Source organism: Methylophaga thalassica, assembly GCF_030159795.1.
Lineage (GTDB): Bacteria > Pseudomonadota > Gammaproteobacteria > Nitrosococcales > Methylophagaceae > Methylophaga > Methylophaga thalassica.
Map to the genome: position 1 here is coordinate 1 of NZ_BSND01000011.1, position 15,433 is coordinate 15,433.

General features: G+C 44.0%; 13 protein-coding genes and 1 tRNA gene. All 14 read left to right on the forward strand.

Features of this window, described 5'->3' with window-relative positions:
* Window positions 1-115, forward strand: a 115-nt coding sequence (locus QQL60_RS12460; RefSeq protein WP_284723499.1) for an EF-Tu C-terminal domain-related protein, incomplete at its 5' end; no start/stop codon positions are given.
* A gap of 59 nt (window positions 116-174) precedes the next feature.
* A tRNA-Trp gene (locus QQL60_RS12465) sits at window positions 175-250 on the forward strand.
* Window positions 251-286: 36 nt separating this feature from the next.
* Window positions 287-625, forward strand: coding sequence for a preprotein translocase subunit SecE (gene secE, locus QQL60_RS12470; protein ID WP_007144660.1), 339 nt, complete (start codon window positions 287-289; stop codon window positions 623-625).
* A gap of 13 nt (window positions 626-638) precedes the next feature.
* Window positions 639-1,172, forward strand: coding sequence for a transcription termination/antitermination protein NusG (gene nusG / locus QQL60_RS12475; RefSeq protein ID WP_091716104.1), 534 nt, complete (start codon window positions 639-641; stop codon window positions 1,170-1,172).
* A gap of 80 nt (window positions 1,173-1,252) precedes the next feature.
* Window positions 1,253-1,687: a 50S ribosomal protein L11 gene (gene rplK / locus QQL60_RS12480; RefSeq protein WP_007144662.1), complete on the forward strand. Its 435-nt coding sequence runs from the start codon at window positions 1,253-1,255 to the stop codon at window positions 1,685-1,687.
* Window positions 1,687-2,379, forward strand: a complete 693-nt coding sequence (rplA, locus tag QQL60_RS12485; protein ID WP_007144663.1) for a 50S ribosomal protein L1 — start codon at window positions 1,687-1,689, stop codon at window positions 2,377-2,379. The genes rplK and rplA overlap by 1 nt, the downstream gene beginning before the upstream one ends.
* Window positions 2,380-2,590: 211 nt before the next feature.
* The gene (gene rplJ, locus QQL60_RS12490; protein WP_007144664.1) at window positions 2,591-3,118 is read left to right on the forward strand and encodes a 50S ribosomal protein L10; all 528 of its coding nucleotides are present in this window, start codon (window positions 2,591-2,593) and stop codon (window positions 3,116-3,118) included.
* Window positions 3,119-3,176: 58 nt separating this feature from the next.
* Entirely contained in the window at window positions 3,177-3,548 is a 372-nt protein-coding gene (gene rplL, locus QQL60_RS12495; RefSeq protein ID WP_007144665.1) for a 50S ribosomal protein L7/L12, read from the forward strand.
* 172 nt (window positions 3,549-3,720) lie between these two features.
* Window positions 3,721-7,797, forward strand: coding sequence for a DNA-directed RNA polymerase subunit beta (gene rpoB / locus QQL60_RS12500; protein ID WP_284723500.1), 4,077 nt, complete (start codon window positions 3,721-3,723; stop codon window positions 7,795-7,797).
* A 63-nt stretch (window positions 7,798-7,860) separates the two neighbouring features.
* Complete coding sequence (gene rpoC / locus QQL60_RS12505) at window positions 7,861-12,060, forward strand: DNA-directed RNA polymerase subunit beta' (RefSeq protein ID WP_284723501.1); 4,200 nt, start codon at window positions 7,861-7,863, stop codon at window positions 12,058-12,060.
* Window positions 12,061-12,207: 147 nt separating this feature from the next.
* Window positions 12,208-12,582 carry a 30S ribosomal protein S12 gene (gene rpsL / locus QQL60_RS12510; RefSeq protein ID WP_007144668.1) on the forward strand — a complete coding sequence of 125 codons (375 nt, stop codon included), beginning with the start codon at window positions 12,208-12,210 and terminating at the stop codon, window positions 12,580-12,582.
* Window positions 12,583-12,628: 46 nt separating this feature from the next.
* On the forward strand, window positions 12,629-13,099 hold the full coding sequence (gene rpsG / locus QQL60_RS12515) for a 30S ribosomal protein S7 (protein WP_007144669.1): 471 nt from the start codon (window positions 12,629-12,631) through the stop codon (window positions 13,097-13,099).
* A 77-nt stretch (window positions 13,100-13,176) separates the two neighbouring features.
* On the forward strand, window positions 13,177-15,276 hold the full coding sequence (gene fusA, locus QQL60_RS12520) for an elongation factor G (RefSeq protein ID WP_284723502.1): 2,100 nt from the start codon (window positions 13,177-13,179) through the stop codon (window positions 15,274-15,276).
* 25 nt (window positions 15,277-15,301) lie between these two features.
* Window positions 15,302-15,433 (forward strand): GTP-binding protein (locus QQL60_RS12525; RefSeq protein ID WP_284723503.1); only part of this gene is annotated, 132 nt, incomplete at its 3' end.

Consider the following 15,433-nt stretch of genomic DNA (forward strand, 5'->3'; position numbering starts at 1 on the left):
TAAGATGGACGTAACTTTAATTGCACCGATTGCGATGGAAGAAGGGTTACGTTTTGCTATTCGTGAAGGCGGCCGCACTGTTGGTGCCGGTGTCGTTAGTAAAATAGTCGAATAGTATAAGGATGCCACGATGCTGAGTGCATAGGCACTCAGCAATTTTTGAGAGCATATGATAGGCCAGTAGCTCAATTGGCAGAGCGACGGTCTCCAAAACCGTAGGTTGGGGGTTCGATTCCCTCCTGGCCTGCCATCATATGTTTTCCTCAAAGCGGATATAACGAATAAAATGGCAGACAATATTAAACTAATTATCGCAGTTGTCTTAATGGCGGCTGCGATTACTTTGTTTTATACATACGCAGAGTATTCAACATTGTTACGCGTGTTAGGCTTGTTAGTAGTTGCAGGTGTATCATTGTTTATCGCTTCAAAAACAACTATCGGTTCAACAGTTTTATCTTATGTTAGAGATACCAATGTTGAAGTAAGAAAAGTTGTATGGCCTACGCGTCAAGAAACAGTCCAAACGACTTTGGTCGTTATCTTAATGGTGATGATGGTCGCATTGATGCTATGGGGCGTTGATTCGTTATTAGGTTGGGGCGTCCGCGCTCTGACACTATAAAACAGGGTTTCAAATGAGTAAACGTTGGTATGTAATTCAGGCTTATTCAGGCTTTGAAGCACAAGTAAAACGATCTCTTGAAGAGCGTATTAATCGCCTTGAGCTGCAAGATAAGTTCGGTGAAATCCTCGTTCCGACTGAAGAAGTCGTTGAGATGAAAGAAGGTCAAAAGCGGAAGAGTGAACGTAAATTCTTCCCTGGTTATGTTCTCGTCAACATGGAAATGGATGACGAAACATGGCATGTGGTGAATGATCTACCACGTGTACTTCGCTTTATTGGTGGCACAGGCGACAGGCCGGCGCCAATTAGTGAAGCAGAAGCTAATCAAATCTTACAACGCGTTCAAGATGGTGCTGAAAGTCCAAGACCTAAAGTCTTGTTTGAACCCGGTGAAGTGGTTCGTGTTACTGATGGCCCATTCAACGACTTTACAGGCGTTGTTGAAGAAGTGAATTACGAGAAAAGTAAATTGCGTGTTGAGGTGGTTATTTTCGGACGTTCAACACCAGTGGAATTAGAATTTAGCCAGGTAGCTAAAGGCTAAGTTCGACAAAGGTCAACCCTAATTGCGTTGACTATATTTAGCGGGGAGCTGAAAAGCGTTTGTACCCATAAGGAGAAATCATGGCAAAGAAAATTGAAGCTTACATCAAGCTACAAGTGCCAGCAGGCGGAGCGAATCCAAGCCCACCAGTTGGTCCAGCGTTAGGTCAGAAAGGCGTGAACATCATGGAGTTCTGTAAAGCCTTCAACGCGCAAACACAAAATCTGGAAAACGGCCTGCCAATCCCGGTCGTGATCACTGTTTATAATGATAAAAGTTTTACTTTTATCACTAAAACACCTCCTGCTTCAGTTCTGTTGAAAAAAGCAGCTGGTTTGAAAAGCGGCAGCAGCCGTCCAAATACTGACAAAGTCGGTACAGTGACTCGCGCTCAATTAGAAGAAATTGCAAATACTAAAATGCCTGACTTGTCAGCTGCTGACTTAGACGCTGCTGTAAGAACAATTGCAGGTACTGCACGTAGCATGGGTCTGAACACGGAGGGTGTTGAGTAATGGCTGCTTTAGGTAAAAGAACTCGCGCTATCCGCGAAAAATTAAAAAATGGCAAAGTATTCTCAATTGATGATGCTTTAACATTCGTCAAAGAAAACGCTTCAGCAAAATTTGTTGAATCAATCGATGTTTCAATTAACTTAGGTGTTGACCCACGTAAATCTGACCAGGTTGTACGTAGTTCAACAGTCTTACCTAACGGTACTGGTAAAACGGTTCGCGTTGCAGTGTTTGCACAAGGCGCGAATGCGGATGCCGCTAAAGAAGCCGGTGCTGATATCGTTGGTTTTGAAGATCTGGCTGAAGACATCAAAAAAGGCAATATGGATTTTGATGTCGTTATTGCATCACCTGATGCTATGCGTATCGTTGGTACACTTGGTCAGGTTTTAGGTCCACGTGGTCTGATGCCTAACCCTAAAGTGGGTACTGTGACACCGAATGTTGCTGAAGCAGTAAAAAATGCAAAAGCGGGTCAGGTTCGTTACCGTACTGATAAAGCTGGTATCATCCATTGCCCAATTGGTAATGCGAGCTTTGATACAGACGCATTACGTCAAAACTTACAAGCGTTGATTGATGACCTGAATAAGCTTAAACCAAGCTCAGCAAAAGGTGTTTATATCAAACGTATCAGTGTCTCTAGCACAATGGGTGCTGGTGTCACTGTAGACAAATCTTTCTTAGGATAGATTAAAAATTTGGACCGCTCAGCCTTATGGCTGAGTCGTCTAAGACCGCAGGTAAGAAATTTTAATTGGCTCATTAACTATGAGCGAGCCTGCGCAGACGGGTTCAGCTGCAGAATCTCTGACGTTGAATACCGTAAAGGTGGGAGTGTTAGCACTCTCTTTTTTAGCAACTATTCATTCATGAACATGAATGAACCTAAGGAGGTCTTAGGTGGCTTTAAATCTTGAAGGTAAAAAGGCCGTCGTTGCTGAGGTCGCTGAAGTTGCTGCCAATGCTTATTCTGCAATTGCTGCAGAATATCGTGGATTGACAGTTTCTGAAATGACCGAGCTACGTGTTGCAGCTCGTAAACAAAATGTTTACTTGCGTGTAGTTCGTAACACATTAGCTCGCCGTGCTGTAGAAGGTACTGATTTCGCCTGCATGCAGGAAGGAATGACAGGTCCTCTGATTCTTGGCTTCTCTATGGAAGATCCAGGTGCAGTAGCACGGGTCATGGGTGATTTTGCGAAAGATAAAAAACAACTCGAAGTCAAAATGGTTTCTCTGGGTGGAAAATTATTCCCTGCCAGCGAACTTGAAAGACTGGCGAAGATGCCAACCAAAGAACAAGCTATCAGCATGTTCATGGGCACCATCAAAGCCCCTATCGAGAAATTTGTTCGTACTTTGCAAGCACCTACCAGCAAGATGGTTCGTACGTTCGCGGCTGTTCGCGATGCGAAAGACGCAGCTTAATCCACTATTGGATTGGGCAAGTTAATAAATTCTGTAAGCTTGAAATAGGAAAATTATCATGGCTGTATCTAAAGACGATATTTTGGAAGCGATTTCCAATATGACAGTTGTAGAGATCGTTGATCTGATCGAAGCAATGGAAGAAAAATTTGGTGTAACTGCTGCTGCTCCAGTTGCGGCTGTTGCTGCTGCTCCAGCTGCTGCGGCTGCTGAAGAGCAAAGCGAATTCAACGTTGTAATGACTAGCTTCGGTGACAATAAAGTTGCTGTAATCAAAGTTATTCGTGGCATTACAGGTCTTGGCTTGAAAGAAGCTAAAGACATGGTTGAAGGCGTACCTGCTACAGTTAAAGAAGGCGTTGAAAAAGCTGAAGCTGAAGACGTTGTTAAACAACTTACTGAAGCTGGTGCGACTGCTGAACTTAAGTAAGCGTCTCATATATCGCAATGGTCATCTGACCACTGCGAAAAAGAAAATGGCTGGTGACTTTGGTCACCGGCCTTTTTCCGTTGCTGGTCAGTGCATATTACTGACCATTAAGAAAACAATCTTTCCTGAAGTCCACAAGTGTGAACTCAGGACGTTCTTCGAGGTGTAATAAATGGCCTATACGTTTACCGAGAAAAAACGGATTCGTAAAGATTTTGGCAAGCGTCCAAGTGTCTTGAAAGTTCCAAACCTTCTAGCTACCCAGGTGAATTCCTATCAGGATTTCCTGCAGATGGGCGTCGCTGCAGATGAGCGCGGAGCAAAAGGGTTACATGCCGCTTTTGAATCTGTGTTCCCTATCAAGAGCCATACAGGCATGGCAGAGCTACAATATGTCAGCTATCGTTTAGGCACTCCATCTTTTGACGTCAAAGAATGTCAATTGCGCGGTGTAACCTATGCCGCACCTTTGAGAGTAAAAATGCGTCTTGTCATTTATGACAAAGATGCCCCTGCAAAATCAAAAGTCGTCAAAGACATTAAAGAGCAGGAAGTCTATATGGGAGAGATCCCGTTAATGACAGAAAAAGGTAACTTTGTCATTAACGGTACAGAGCGCGTTATCGTGTCGCAACTACACCGTTCACCTGGTGTGTTCTTCGACAGCGATCGTGGTAAAACACACTCTTCCGGTAAAATCTTATTTAACGCACGCGTTATTCCTTATCGTGGTTCATGGCTCGACTTCGAGTTTGATCCTAAAGATGCTGTTTTCGTGCGTATTGACCGTCGCCGTAAATTGCCCGCGACCGTTCTATTAAGAGCCCTGGGATATAACAACCAGGAAATTCTGGAGATTTTCTTCAGTACAGATAGTTTCGTCAGAAAAGGCGATAACTTCGAAATGAAACTCGAACCACAACGTTTGAGGGGCCAATCAGTGCCTTTCGAAATTGTTGATACTGATGGTGAAGTTATTGTCGAAGCTGAGCGTCAAATTACTGGACGTCATATTCGCCGTATGGAGAAGTCAGATATTTCTTCACTAACGGTTCCTTCGTCTTATCTTGTTGGTAAAGTGATTGCCAAAGATATGATTGATCCTGAAACAGGTGAATTACTTGCATCTGCCAATGATGAAATCACTGAAGATCTGTTAGAAGCTTTCGCTCGTTTTGATATCAATGAAATCGAAACTATCTACGCAAACGACCTCGATGATGGTCCGTTTATGTCAGATACTATGCGTCTGGATGAAACTCGCTCGCCATTAGAAGCGAAAGTTGAAATCTACCGCATGATGCGTCCTGGTGAACCACCTACAGAAGACGCTGCTGAGAATTTATTCACCAGCCTATTCTTCACACTGGATCGCTATGATCTTTCTAACGTCGGTCGCATGAAGTTCAACCGTCGCCTTGGTCGTGAAGAGATGGAAGGTGAAGGTACGCTGTCAAAAGAAGACATCCTGGATGTCTTGAAAGAGTTAATCGCTATCCGTAACGGTAATGGTGTCGTTGATGATATCGATCACTTAGGCAACCGTCGTGTACGTAGCGTAGGTGAGATGGCCGAAAACCAATTCCGTGTTGGTCTGGTTCGTGTTGAGCGTGCTGTACGTGAACGCTTGAGTATTGCTGAGTCAGAAGGCTTAATGCCACAACAGCTGATTAATGCAAAACCTGTTGCTGCAGCAATTAAAGAGTTCTTTGGCTCAAGCCAGCTTTCACAGTTTATGGATCAAAACAATCCATTATCTGAAGTGACTCACAAACGCCGTGTATCTGCTTTAGGCCCAGGTGGTCTGACTCGTGAACGCGCTGGCTTTGAGGTGCGTGACGTACATCCGACACATTATGGTCGTGTATGTCCAATCGAGACACCTGAGGGTCCAAACATCGGTTTGATTAACTCTCTTGCTACCTATGCACGTACTAACGAATATGGCTTCATCGAAACGCCATACCGTAAAGTGATTGATGGTAAAGCGACCGATGAAATTGTTTACCTATCAGCTATTGACGAAGGCGAATATAAAATCGCTCAGGCAACCATTGCACTGAATGAAGATAATTCAATTGCAGAGAACATGGTTCACTGTCGTTACCGCAATGAGTCATCACTGACGCCATCTGAACAAGTACAATTGATGGACGTATCGCCTCGTCAGGTAGTATCTGTCGCTGCTTCGTTGATTCCATTCCTTGAGCATGATGACGCGAACCGTGCTTTGATGGGCTCGAACATGCAACGTCAGGCTGTTCCTACACTACGTGCAGATAAACCATTAGTTGGTACAGGTATCGAACGTGTTGTAGCACAAGACTCAGGCGTGATGGTCACAGCAAAACGTGGTGGTATCGTGGATTCAGTTGATGCCAGCCGTATCGTTATCCGTGTTAATGATGATGAAACTGAAGGTTCAGAATCAGGCGTCGATATTTATAACCTGATTAAATATGCACGTTCTAACCAAAGTACCTGTATTAACCAACGCCCTATTGTGAAACCGGGTGATGTGGTAGGTGCTGGTGATGTGCTTGCTGATGGTCCATCAACCGATAAAGGTGAGTTAGCACTGGGACAAAATATCCTGGTCGCATTCATGCCTTGGAATGGTTATAACTTCGAGGATTCGATCCTTGTTTCTGAGCGCGTGGTTGAAGAAGATCGCTTCACAACTATTCATATTCAGGAACTGAACTGCTTAGCGCGTGATACCAAACTGGGTACGGAAGAAATCACTAGTGATATCCCGAACGTCAGTGAAAGTGCCCTGGCAAAACTGGATGAGTCTGGCATTGTCTATGTGGGTGCCGAAGTCAAACCTGGCGACATTTTGGTTGGTAAAGTCACGCCAAAAGGTGAAACGCAATTAACACCAGAAGAAAAACTGTTAAGAGCGATCTTTGGTGAAAAAGCGGCTGATGTTAAAGATTCGTCTTTACGTGTTCCATCTGGCACATACGGTACGGTTATTGACGTTCAAGTCTTCACTCGTGATGGTGTAGAAAAAGATGAACGTACACGTGAAATTGAGAAAGCGGAACTTGAGAAAGTTTGGGCTGACTTAAAAGATCAGAACCGTATTATGGTTGAAGACGTATTTGAGCGTCTGGAACGTGCTTTGGTTGGCAAAGTTGCTGAAGGTGGTCCAAACCTGAAAGCGGGTACTAAACTGACTAAAGAATATTTAGACGGTTTGGAGCATGCTAAGTGGTTTGATTTACGTATGGAGTCAGAAGACCTCAATACGCAACTTGAACATGCTAATGCTCATCTGAAACAGTACCGTCAGGAAATGGAAGATGCTTTTGAACTGAAGAAGGAGAAACTGACTTCAGGTCATGATTTAGCGCCAGGCGTTCAACGTATGGTTAAAGTCTTCTTAGCGGTTAAACGTCGTATCCAGCCAGGTGATAAAATGGCGGGTCGTCACGGTAACAAAGGTGTTATCTCTAACATCGTACCTGTTGAAGATATGCCATATACAGAAGATGGTCGTCCAGTAGACATCGTGTTGAACCCACTGGGTGTACCTTCACGTATGAATATCGGTCAGATTCTTGAGGTGCATTTAGGCTGGGCTGCTCGTGGACTGGGCTACCGTATTGAAGAAATGTTAGAACAGCAAAAAGGTATTGCTGAGCTGCGAGGTTTCTTGGATAAGGTCTACAACACAAGCGGAACCAAAGAAGATCTTGACTCATTAACCGACGATGAAATTATTGAGTTAGCGAAAAACCTTAAAGGTGGTGTGCCGATGGCAACACCCGTATTTGATGGTGCTGACGAAGAAGAAATCAAAAACATGCTGGAACTGGCTGGTCTGCCACGTAGTGGTCAGGCAAGACTGATTGACGGTAGAACAGGTGATTTCTTCCACCGTCCAGTGACGATTGGTTACATGCACATGCTGAAACTGAATCACTTGGTTGATGACAAAATGCATGCTCGTTCTACTGGCCCATACAGCTTGGTTACACAACAACCGCTGGGTGGTAAAGCACAGTTCGGTGGTCAACGTTTCGGTGAGATGGAGGTCTGGGCACTACAAGCTTATGGTGCTGCTTACACCTTGCAAGAAATGTTAACTGTGAAGTCAGATGATGTTAACGGTCGTACTAAGATTTATAAAAACATCGTTGATGGTGATTATCGAATGGACGCAGGTATGCCTGAGTCATTCAAAGTATTAACCCGTGAGATTCGCTCACTTGGTATTGATGTCGACTTGGTCGATGAATAAGACATACCGGGTTGTTACAGATAATCAAGATATTAGCCGTCTAACGGCAGCGGAGAATGAAAGATGAAAGACTTGCTTAATTTGTTAAAGCAACAAACTCAGCCAGAAGAATTTGACGCCATTCGCATCGGCCTTGCCTCACCTAAAATGGTGAGGTCATGGTCATTTGGCGAAGTCAAAAAACCAGAAACCATCAACTACCGTACTTTTAAACCGGAACGTGAAGGTTTGTTTTGCTGCAAAATTTTTGGTCCTGTAAAAGACTACGAATGCTTATGCGGTAAATACAAACGCTTAAAACACCGTGGCGTCATTTGTGAAAAATGTGGCGTTGAAGTGACTGTTGCCAAAGTACGTCGTGAACGTATGGGGCACATTGAACTCGCTAGCCCGGTTGCTCATATCTGGTTCCTGAAATCATTACCATCACGTATTTCATTATTTTTGGATATGACACTGCGTGATATTGAGCGTGTATTGTATTTTGAAGCGTTCATCGTCGTCGATCCCGGTATGACGCCTTTAGAAAAAGGTCAGTTGCTGTCTGATGAGACCTTCCTGCAGGCAGTTGAAGAGTACGGTGATGAATTTGATGCGCGTATGGGGGCGGAAGCTGTACAGCAGTTATTGCGCAACATTAACGTCGCCAAAGAAATTGAAACTATCCGTGAAGAAATTGATGGCACTAACTCAGAAACAAAAATCAAAAAACTGAGCAAACGCCTGAAACTGATGGAAGCGTTTCATGAGTCGGGTAACAAACCAGAATGGATGGTTATGGAAGTGCTTCCAGTACTGCCACCTGATCTGCGTCCTCTGGTTCCTCTTGATGGTGGTCGATTTGCGACATCGGATCTAAATGATTTATATCGTCGTGTGATCAACCGTAATAACCGTCTGAAACGTTTATTAGATTTGAATGCACCTGACATTATCGTTCGTAATGAAAAACGTATGCTGCAAGAGTCAGTAGACGCATTACTAGATAACGGTCGTCGTGGACGTGCTATCACAGGCACAAACCGCATGCCATTGAAATCTCTGGCAGACATGATTAAAGGTAAGCAGGGTCGTTTCCGTCAGAACTTGTTAGGTAAGCGTGTTGACTATTCAGGCCGTTCAGTTATCGTGGTTGGCCCATATCTGAAATTACACCAGTGTGGTCTGCCTAAGAAAATGGCATTGGAATTATTCAAACCATTTATCTATGGCAAGCTTGAACGTGCAGGTCTGGCGACAACGATTAAAGCTGCTAAGAAAATGGTAGAACGCGAAGGACCTGAAGTTTGGGATATCCTGGAAGATGTGATTCGTGAACACCCGGTCATGCTTAACCGTGCACCGACTCTGCATAGATTAGGTATTCAAGCGTTTGAACCATTACTTATTGAAGGTAAGGCGATTCAGCTTCACCCATTAGTTTGTAGTGCGTTTAATGCTGACTTTGACGGTGACCAAATGGCGGTTCACGTACCATTATCATTAGAAGCACAGTTAGAAGCGCGTTCACTGATGATGGCAACCAATAATATTCTGTCTCCAGCTAATGGTGAGCCAGTCATCATTCCATCACAGGACGTGGTATTGGGTCTTTATTACATGACGCGCGACCGTGTGAATGAGAAGGGTGAAGGTAGTGTTTTTGCGGACCTTTCAGAATTGCGTCGTGCTTACGATAACAGAGTCGTTTCGCTGCATGCGAAAGTAACGGTGCGTCTGGAAGAAACTGATATTACTTTGCCTGAACCTGAGCAAACTCGTCGCATTCGTGTAGAAACAACAGTCGGTCGTGCGATTCTATTTAGCATCGTGCCAAAAGGTCTGCCGTTCTCAGTAGTTGATCGTGCGATGACGAAAAAAGCGATTGGTGATCTTATTAACACTTGTTACCGTCGTTTAGGTCTTAAAGATACTGTTATCTTTGCTGATCAGTTGATGTACCTTGGCTTCACTCAAGCAACACAGTCTGGTGCATCTGTTGGTGCAGACGATATGGTTATCCCTGTCGAAAAAGCATCAATCCTTGCGAAGGCTGAAGCAGAAGTTGAAGAAATTGCATCTCAATATGCCTCTGGTTTAGTAACTGATGGTGAACGTTACAACAAGATTATCGATATCTGGTCACGCACTAATGACCAAGTTGCAAAAGCGATGATGGACGGTATTGGTAAAGATACAGTTACCGATGCTGAAGGTAATTCAGTTGAACAAGTCTCCATGAACTCCATCTACATGATGGCTGATTCCGGTGCTCGTGGTTCTGCAGCGCAGATTCGTCAGCTTGCTGGTATGCGTGGTCTGATGGCTAAACCAGATGGTTCAATCATCGAGACACCTATCACGGCGAACTTCCGTGAAGGTCTGGACGTTTTGCAGTACTTTATTTCGACTCACGGTGCTCGTAAAGGTTTGGCCGATACAGCATTGAAAACAGCAAACTCAGGTTATTTGACACGTCGTTTGGTCGATGTTTCTCAAGACTTGGTTGTTGTTGAAGAAGATTGCGGCACAACATTAGGTTTAAACATGTCACCTATCATTGAGGGTGGTGATGTTGTTGAACCACTTGGTGAACGTGTACTTGGACGTGTTGTAGCACAAGACCTGAAATCATCTGATGGTGAGCGTCTTGTACTCGCTGCTGGTGAAATGATTGATGAAGCAGCGGTCAATAAACTTGAAAGCGAAGGTATTGACGAAGTTATGGTACGTAGTGCGATTACTTGTGAATCTCGCTATGGTGTCTGTGCATCGTGTTATGGACGTGACTTAGGTCGTGGCCATCAAATCAACGTTGGTGAAGCGGTAGGTGTTATCGCTGCTCAGTCAATCGGTGAACCTGGTACACAGTTAACGATGCGTACCTTCCACATCGGTGGTGCGGCATCAAGAACAGCTGCCGATAACTCTGTTGCCTTGAAATATAAAGGTAATATCCGTTACCACAACATTAAATATGTTCAAAACTCTGCCGGTAAGTTTATTGCCGTTTCACGTTCAGGTGAGTTACACCTGATTGATGAAAATGGCCGTGAGCGTGAGCGCTATAAGATCCCTTATGGTGCTGAAATGACAGTAGCTGACAATGAAGCTGTCGATGCAGGTCAAATCGTGGCTAACTGGGATCCGCATACGCATCCGGTTGTAACCGAGGTAGCAGGTGTTGTTCAGCTAAGTGATCTGGTTGAAGGTGTGACAGTTGATAAAACTGTCGACGAAGTGACAGGTCTGACGAGCTTCATTGTTCGTGAACCTAAACAACGTAGCAGTTCTGCAAAAGACATGCGTCCTATGGTTCGCCTGACGGATGCAAATGGTAGCGATGTATTTATTCCAGGGACAGATATTCCTGCAATGTACTTCCTGCCAGGTGGTGCGATTGTTCGCGTTAGTGATGGACAAGAAGTTGAAATCGGTGACATCGTTGCACGTATTCCTCAGGAAAGTAGTAAAACTCGTGATATTACGGGTGGTCTGCCACGTGTTGCTGACCTGTTCGAAGCACGTAAACCAAAAGATCCTGCTTTGATGGCAGAAATCAGTGGTACGGTCAGCTTTGGTAAAGAAACAAAAGGTAAACAACGTCTGATCATCACGCCTAAAGAAGGCGAACCGTATGAAGAGTTAATTCCAAAATGGCGTCATATCTCTGTGTTTGAAGGTGAACACATTGAGAAAGGTGAGATGTTAGTAGATGGGCCAGAAGACCCACATGATATCTTGCGCTTGAAAGGTGTCTTGGCATTAGCTAACTATATGGTGAGCGAGGTACAGGAAGTTTACCGTCTACAAGGGGTTAAAATTAACGATAAGCATATTGAAGTGATTGTGCGTCAGATGCTGCGTAAAGTTGAAATTGATGCCGTCGGTGATAGTAAATTCCTGAAAGGCGAGCAAGTTGAATACGATCGCGTACTTGATGCTAATGATGAACTGCGTGCTAAAGAGAAAGTTGAATGTACGTTTACACCGCTGCTGTTAGGTATTACAAAAGCCTCATTGGCAACGGAGTCATTCATTTCAGCAGCATCGTTCCAGGAAACTACACGCGTGCTGACGGATGCCGCTGTGACAGGTAAGAGTGATAACTTACGTGGCTTGAAAGAGAACGTTATTGTTGGTCGTCTGATTCCTGCTGGTACTGGTCTTGCTTATCATAAAGAGCGCCAGCGTCGTCGTCAGGAAGCATTAGGTGAGTCACCAGTGACTAAATCATCAGCAGTAACTGAAGATAAAGACGAAGAAATCAAAGAGGTTTCATAAAGTTGTTGACGTAAGGCATCTTACGTTATAAAATTCGTCTTCTTTGTCGGGCACTCAGAAATCGAGTGCCCGCTTTTTAATGGATGGTAATGCGAGAATAATAGTATCGCAGGATACCATCGATAGATATTTGTTAAGGTTGTACTAATGGCAACAATTAATCAGTTGGTTCGTAAGCCAAGATTGAAACAAAAGAAAAAGAATAACGTACCGGCGTTGCAAGCATGTCCGCAACGCCGTGGTGTATGTACTCGTGTTTACACAACTACACCAAAAAAACCTAACTCAGCGATGCGTAAAGTAGCCCGTGTTCGTTTGACTAATGGTTTTGAAGTGACTTCTTACATCGGTGGTGAAGGCCATAACCTGCAAGAACATAGTGTTGTTCTGATTCGTGGCGGTCGTGTTAAAGACTTACCTGGTGTTCGTTATCACACTGTTCGTGGCGCTCTAGACACCTCTGGTGTATCAGCTCGTCGCCAAGGCCGTTCTAAATATGGCGCTAAGCGTCCGAAGGGCTAAGTTACAAAACTTAAGCGTTAAACGTATAAAGTATTAGGAAAGACAAATGCCAAGAAGAAGGGTTGTTGCTAAACGTGAAGTACTGCCTGATCCGAAGTTTCAAAATATCGGTTTAGCGAAGTTCATCAACGTCATCATGAAAGATGGTAAAAAGTCTGTTGCTGAAAAAATTACTTACGGTGCATTAGATACTGTTTCTGAAAGTAAATCTGCTAACGGCTTAGAAATATTTCAAAAAGCCATTGAAAATATCAGTCCGATGGTTGAAGTGAAATCTCGCCGTGTCGGCGGTGCTACTTATCAGGTGCCAGTAGAAGTACGTCCAGAGCGCCGTGTAGCATTAGCGATGCGTTGGTTGGTTGAAGCATCACGTAAACGTGGTGAAAAATCAATGGGTATGCGCTTAGCTGGTGAAATTGCTGATGCCTACGAGAACAAAGGCACTGCAGTTAAGAAAAAAGAAGATACACACCGTATGGCAGAAGCGAACAAGGCGTTCTCGCACTTCCGTTTCTAAAATTATTATTCTCCGTCACCAGCATAGTTCTGGTGACGGTTTGTTCTTTAACATTGTTGATTTAAGAGTAGCTAATAGTGGCACGTAGTACACCTATTAATAGATACCGAAATATAGGCATCATGGCTCATATTGACGCGGGTAAAACCACGACAACAGAGCGTGTTTTGTTCTATACGGGCATCTCACATAAAATTGGTGAAGTACACAATGGCGCTGCTGTTATGGACTGGATGGAGCAAGAGCAGGAACGCGGTATTACAATTACCTCAGCTGCTACAACATGCTTCTGGTCTGGCATGGATCAACAATTTGAACAACATCGTATTAACATCATTGATACACCCGGTCACGTAGACTTTACTATTGAAGTAGAAAGGTCTTTACGTGTACTAGACGGTGCAGTAGCTGTTTTCTGTGCAGTCGGCGGTGTCGAACCTCAATCAGAAACTGTTTGGCGTCAAGCCAACAAATATCACGTTCCTCGTCTGGCGTTCATTAATAAAATGGATCGCCAAGGAGCGAATTTTCTACGCGTCCTAGAGCAAATCAAAAATCGTCTTGGTGCAAAGCCTGTAGCTATGCAATTACCTATCGGCTCGGAAGATGAGTTTGAAGGAGTGGTAGATCTGGTTCGCATGAAAGCGATCTATTGGAATGAAGCCGATCTCGGTGTCACCTATGAACTACGTGATATTCCTGAATCGATGCTGGCTGAGTGTCAGAAATATCACGAAGCATTAGTCGAATCTGCTGCAGAATCAAGCGAAGAACTGATGAACCAGTATCTGGAAGTGGGTGAATTAACGCCAGATGAAATCAAACAAGGTATTCGTAATCAAACTCTAGCCAATGAAATCGTGCCTGCATTTTGTGGTTCAGCGTTTAAAAATAAAGGTGTTCAAGCCGTTCTGGATGCCGTAGTCGAGTATATGCCTGCTCCTAATGATGTGCCGGCTATTAAAGGTCTCGTTGATGTTGATAACGATGTTTACGAAACCCGAGAAGCTGATGATACACAACCATTTGCAGCACTTGCTTTCAAAATAGCTTCTGATTCGTTTGTTGGTACATTAACTTTCTTCCGAGTTTATTCAGGCGTTTTAAAGTCAGGCGATGCCGTTTTTAATCCTGTTAAAGGAAAAAAAGAACGCATTGGTCGTTTGGTACAAATGCATGCAAACAGTCGTGAAGAAATCTCTGAAGTCAGAGCAGGGGATATTGCTGCCGCAATAGGTTTGAAGGACACCATTACTGGTGAAACACTATGTGATTTAGATCATAAAATCACATTAGAAAGAATGGAGTTCCCTGAACCCGTTATCTCTGTGGCAATTGAACCAAAAACTCAAGCTGATCAAGAGAAAATGAGCATTGCCCTAGGTAAGTTGGCTAAGGAAGATCCTTCTTTTAGAGTGAGTACAGATGAAGAATCTGCACAAACAATTATCGCCGGTATGGGGGAGTTGCACCTCGACATCATTATTGACCGCTTAAAACGTGAGTTTAGTGTCAGTGCAAATGTTGGTGCGCCTCAAGTTGCTTACCGTGAAACAATTCGTAAAACTGTTGATGCAGAAGGTAAATTTGTGCGCCAAAGTGGTGGTAAAGGCCAGTATGGACACGTCTGGATCAAAATTGAACCGCAAGAGCAGGGTGCTGGCTATGCCTTTGAAAATGCGGTTGTCGGCGGTACGGTACCAAAAGAATATATTTCATCTGTAGATAAGGGTATACAAGAGCAGATGAAAAATGGTGTAATAGCCGGCTACCCTGTGGAAGATGTCAAGGTAACCTTGTTTGACGGTTCATACCATGATGTTGATTCCAGCGAAATGGCTTTTAAAGTTGCAGGCTCAATGGCATTTAGAAACGGTGCGCTAGAAGCGTCACCCGTTTTATTGGAACCTGTAATGAATATCGAGGTGGTAACACCTGAAGAATATATGGGTGATGTGATGGGTGATTTGAATCGCCGTCGCGGCATGGTCAGTGGTATGGACGATGCACCTAGTGGAAAAATTATTAAGGCTGAAGTGCCTCTTGCAGAAATGTTTGGTTACGCAACTGATTTGCGTTCTGCTACTCAAGGTCGAGCAACTTACTCAATGGAGTTCGCCAAGTACAGTGAGATACCAAACAATGTTGCAGAAGCGATCATTAACAAAACTAAATAACGTAAGTTAAACGAGGTAGACGAGAATGTCCAAGTCAAAATTTGAACGTACAAAACCCCACGTCAACGTGGGCACCATAGGTCACGTTGACCATGGTAAAACTACGCTGACAGCGGCGATCACCAAAGTGTTGGGTGAATTAAGTGGTGGTGAATTC

Coding starts and splice junctions, on each gene's coding strand:
- rpoC (WP_284723501.1), top strand. CDS start 7,861: ATGAAAGACTTGCTTAATTTGTTAAAGCAACAAACTCAGCCAGAAGAA.
- rpsG (WP_007144669.1), top strand. CDS start 12,629: ATGCCAAGAAGAAGGGTTGTTGCTAAACGTGAAGTACTGCCTGATCCG.
- rpsL (WP_007144668.1), top strand. CDS start 12,208: ATGGCAACAATTAATCAGTTGGTTCGTAAGCCAAGATTGAAACAAAAG.
- rpoB (WP_284723500.1), top strand. CDS start 3,721: ATGGCCTATACGTTTACCGAGAAAAAACGGATTCGTAAAGATTTTGGC.
- rplK (WP_007144662.1), top strand. CDS start 1,253: ATGGCAAAGAAAATTGAAGCTTACATCAAGCTACAAGTGCCAGCAGGC.
- secE (WP_007144660.1), top strand. CDS start 287: ATGGCAGACAATATTAAACTAATTATCGCAGTTGTCTTAATGGCGGCT.
- rplA (WP_007144663.1), top strand. CDS start 1,687: ATGGCTGCTTTAGGTAAAAGAACTCGCGCTATCCGCGAAAAATTAAAA.
- rplL (WP_007144665.1), top strand. CDS start 3,177: ATGGCTGTATCTAAAGACGATATTTTGGAAGCGATTTCCAATATGACA.
- nusG (WP_091716104.1), top strand. CDS start 639: ATGAGTAAACGTTGGTATGTAATTCAGGCTTATTCAGGCTTTGAAGCA.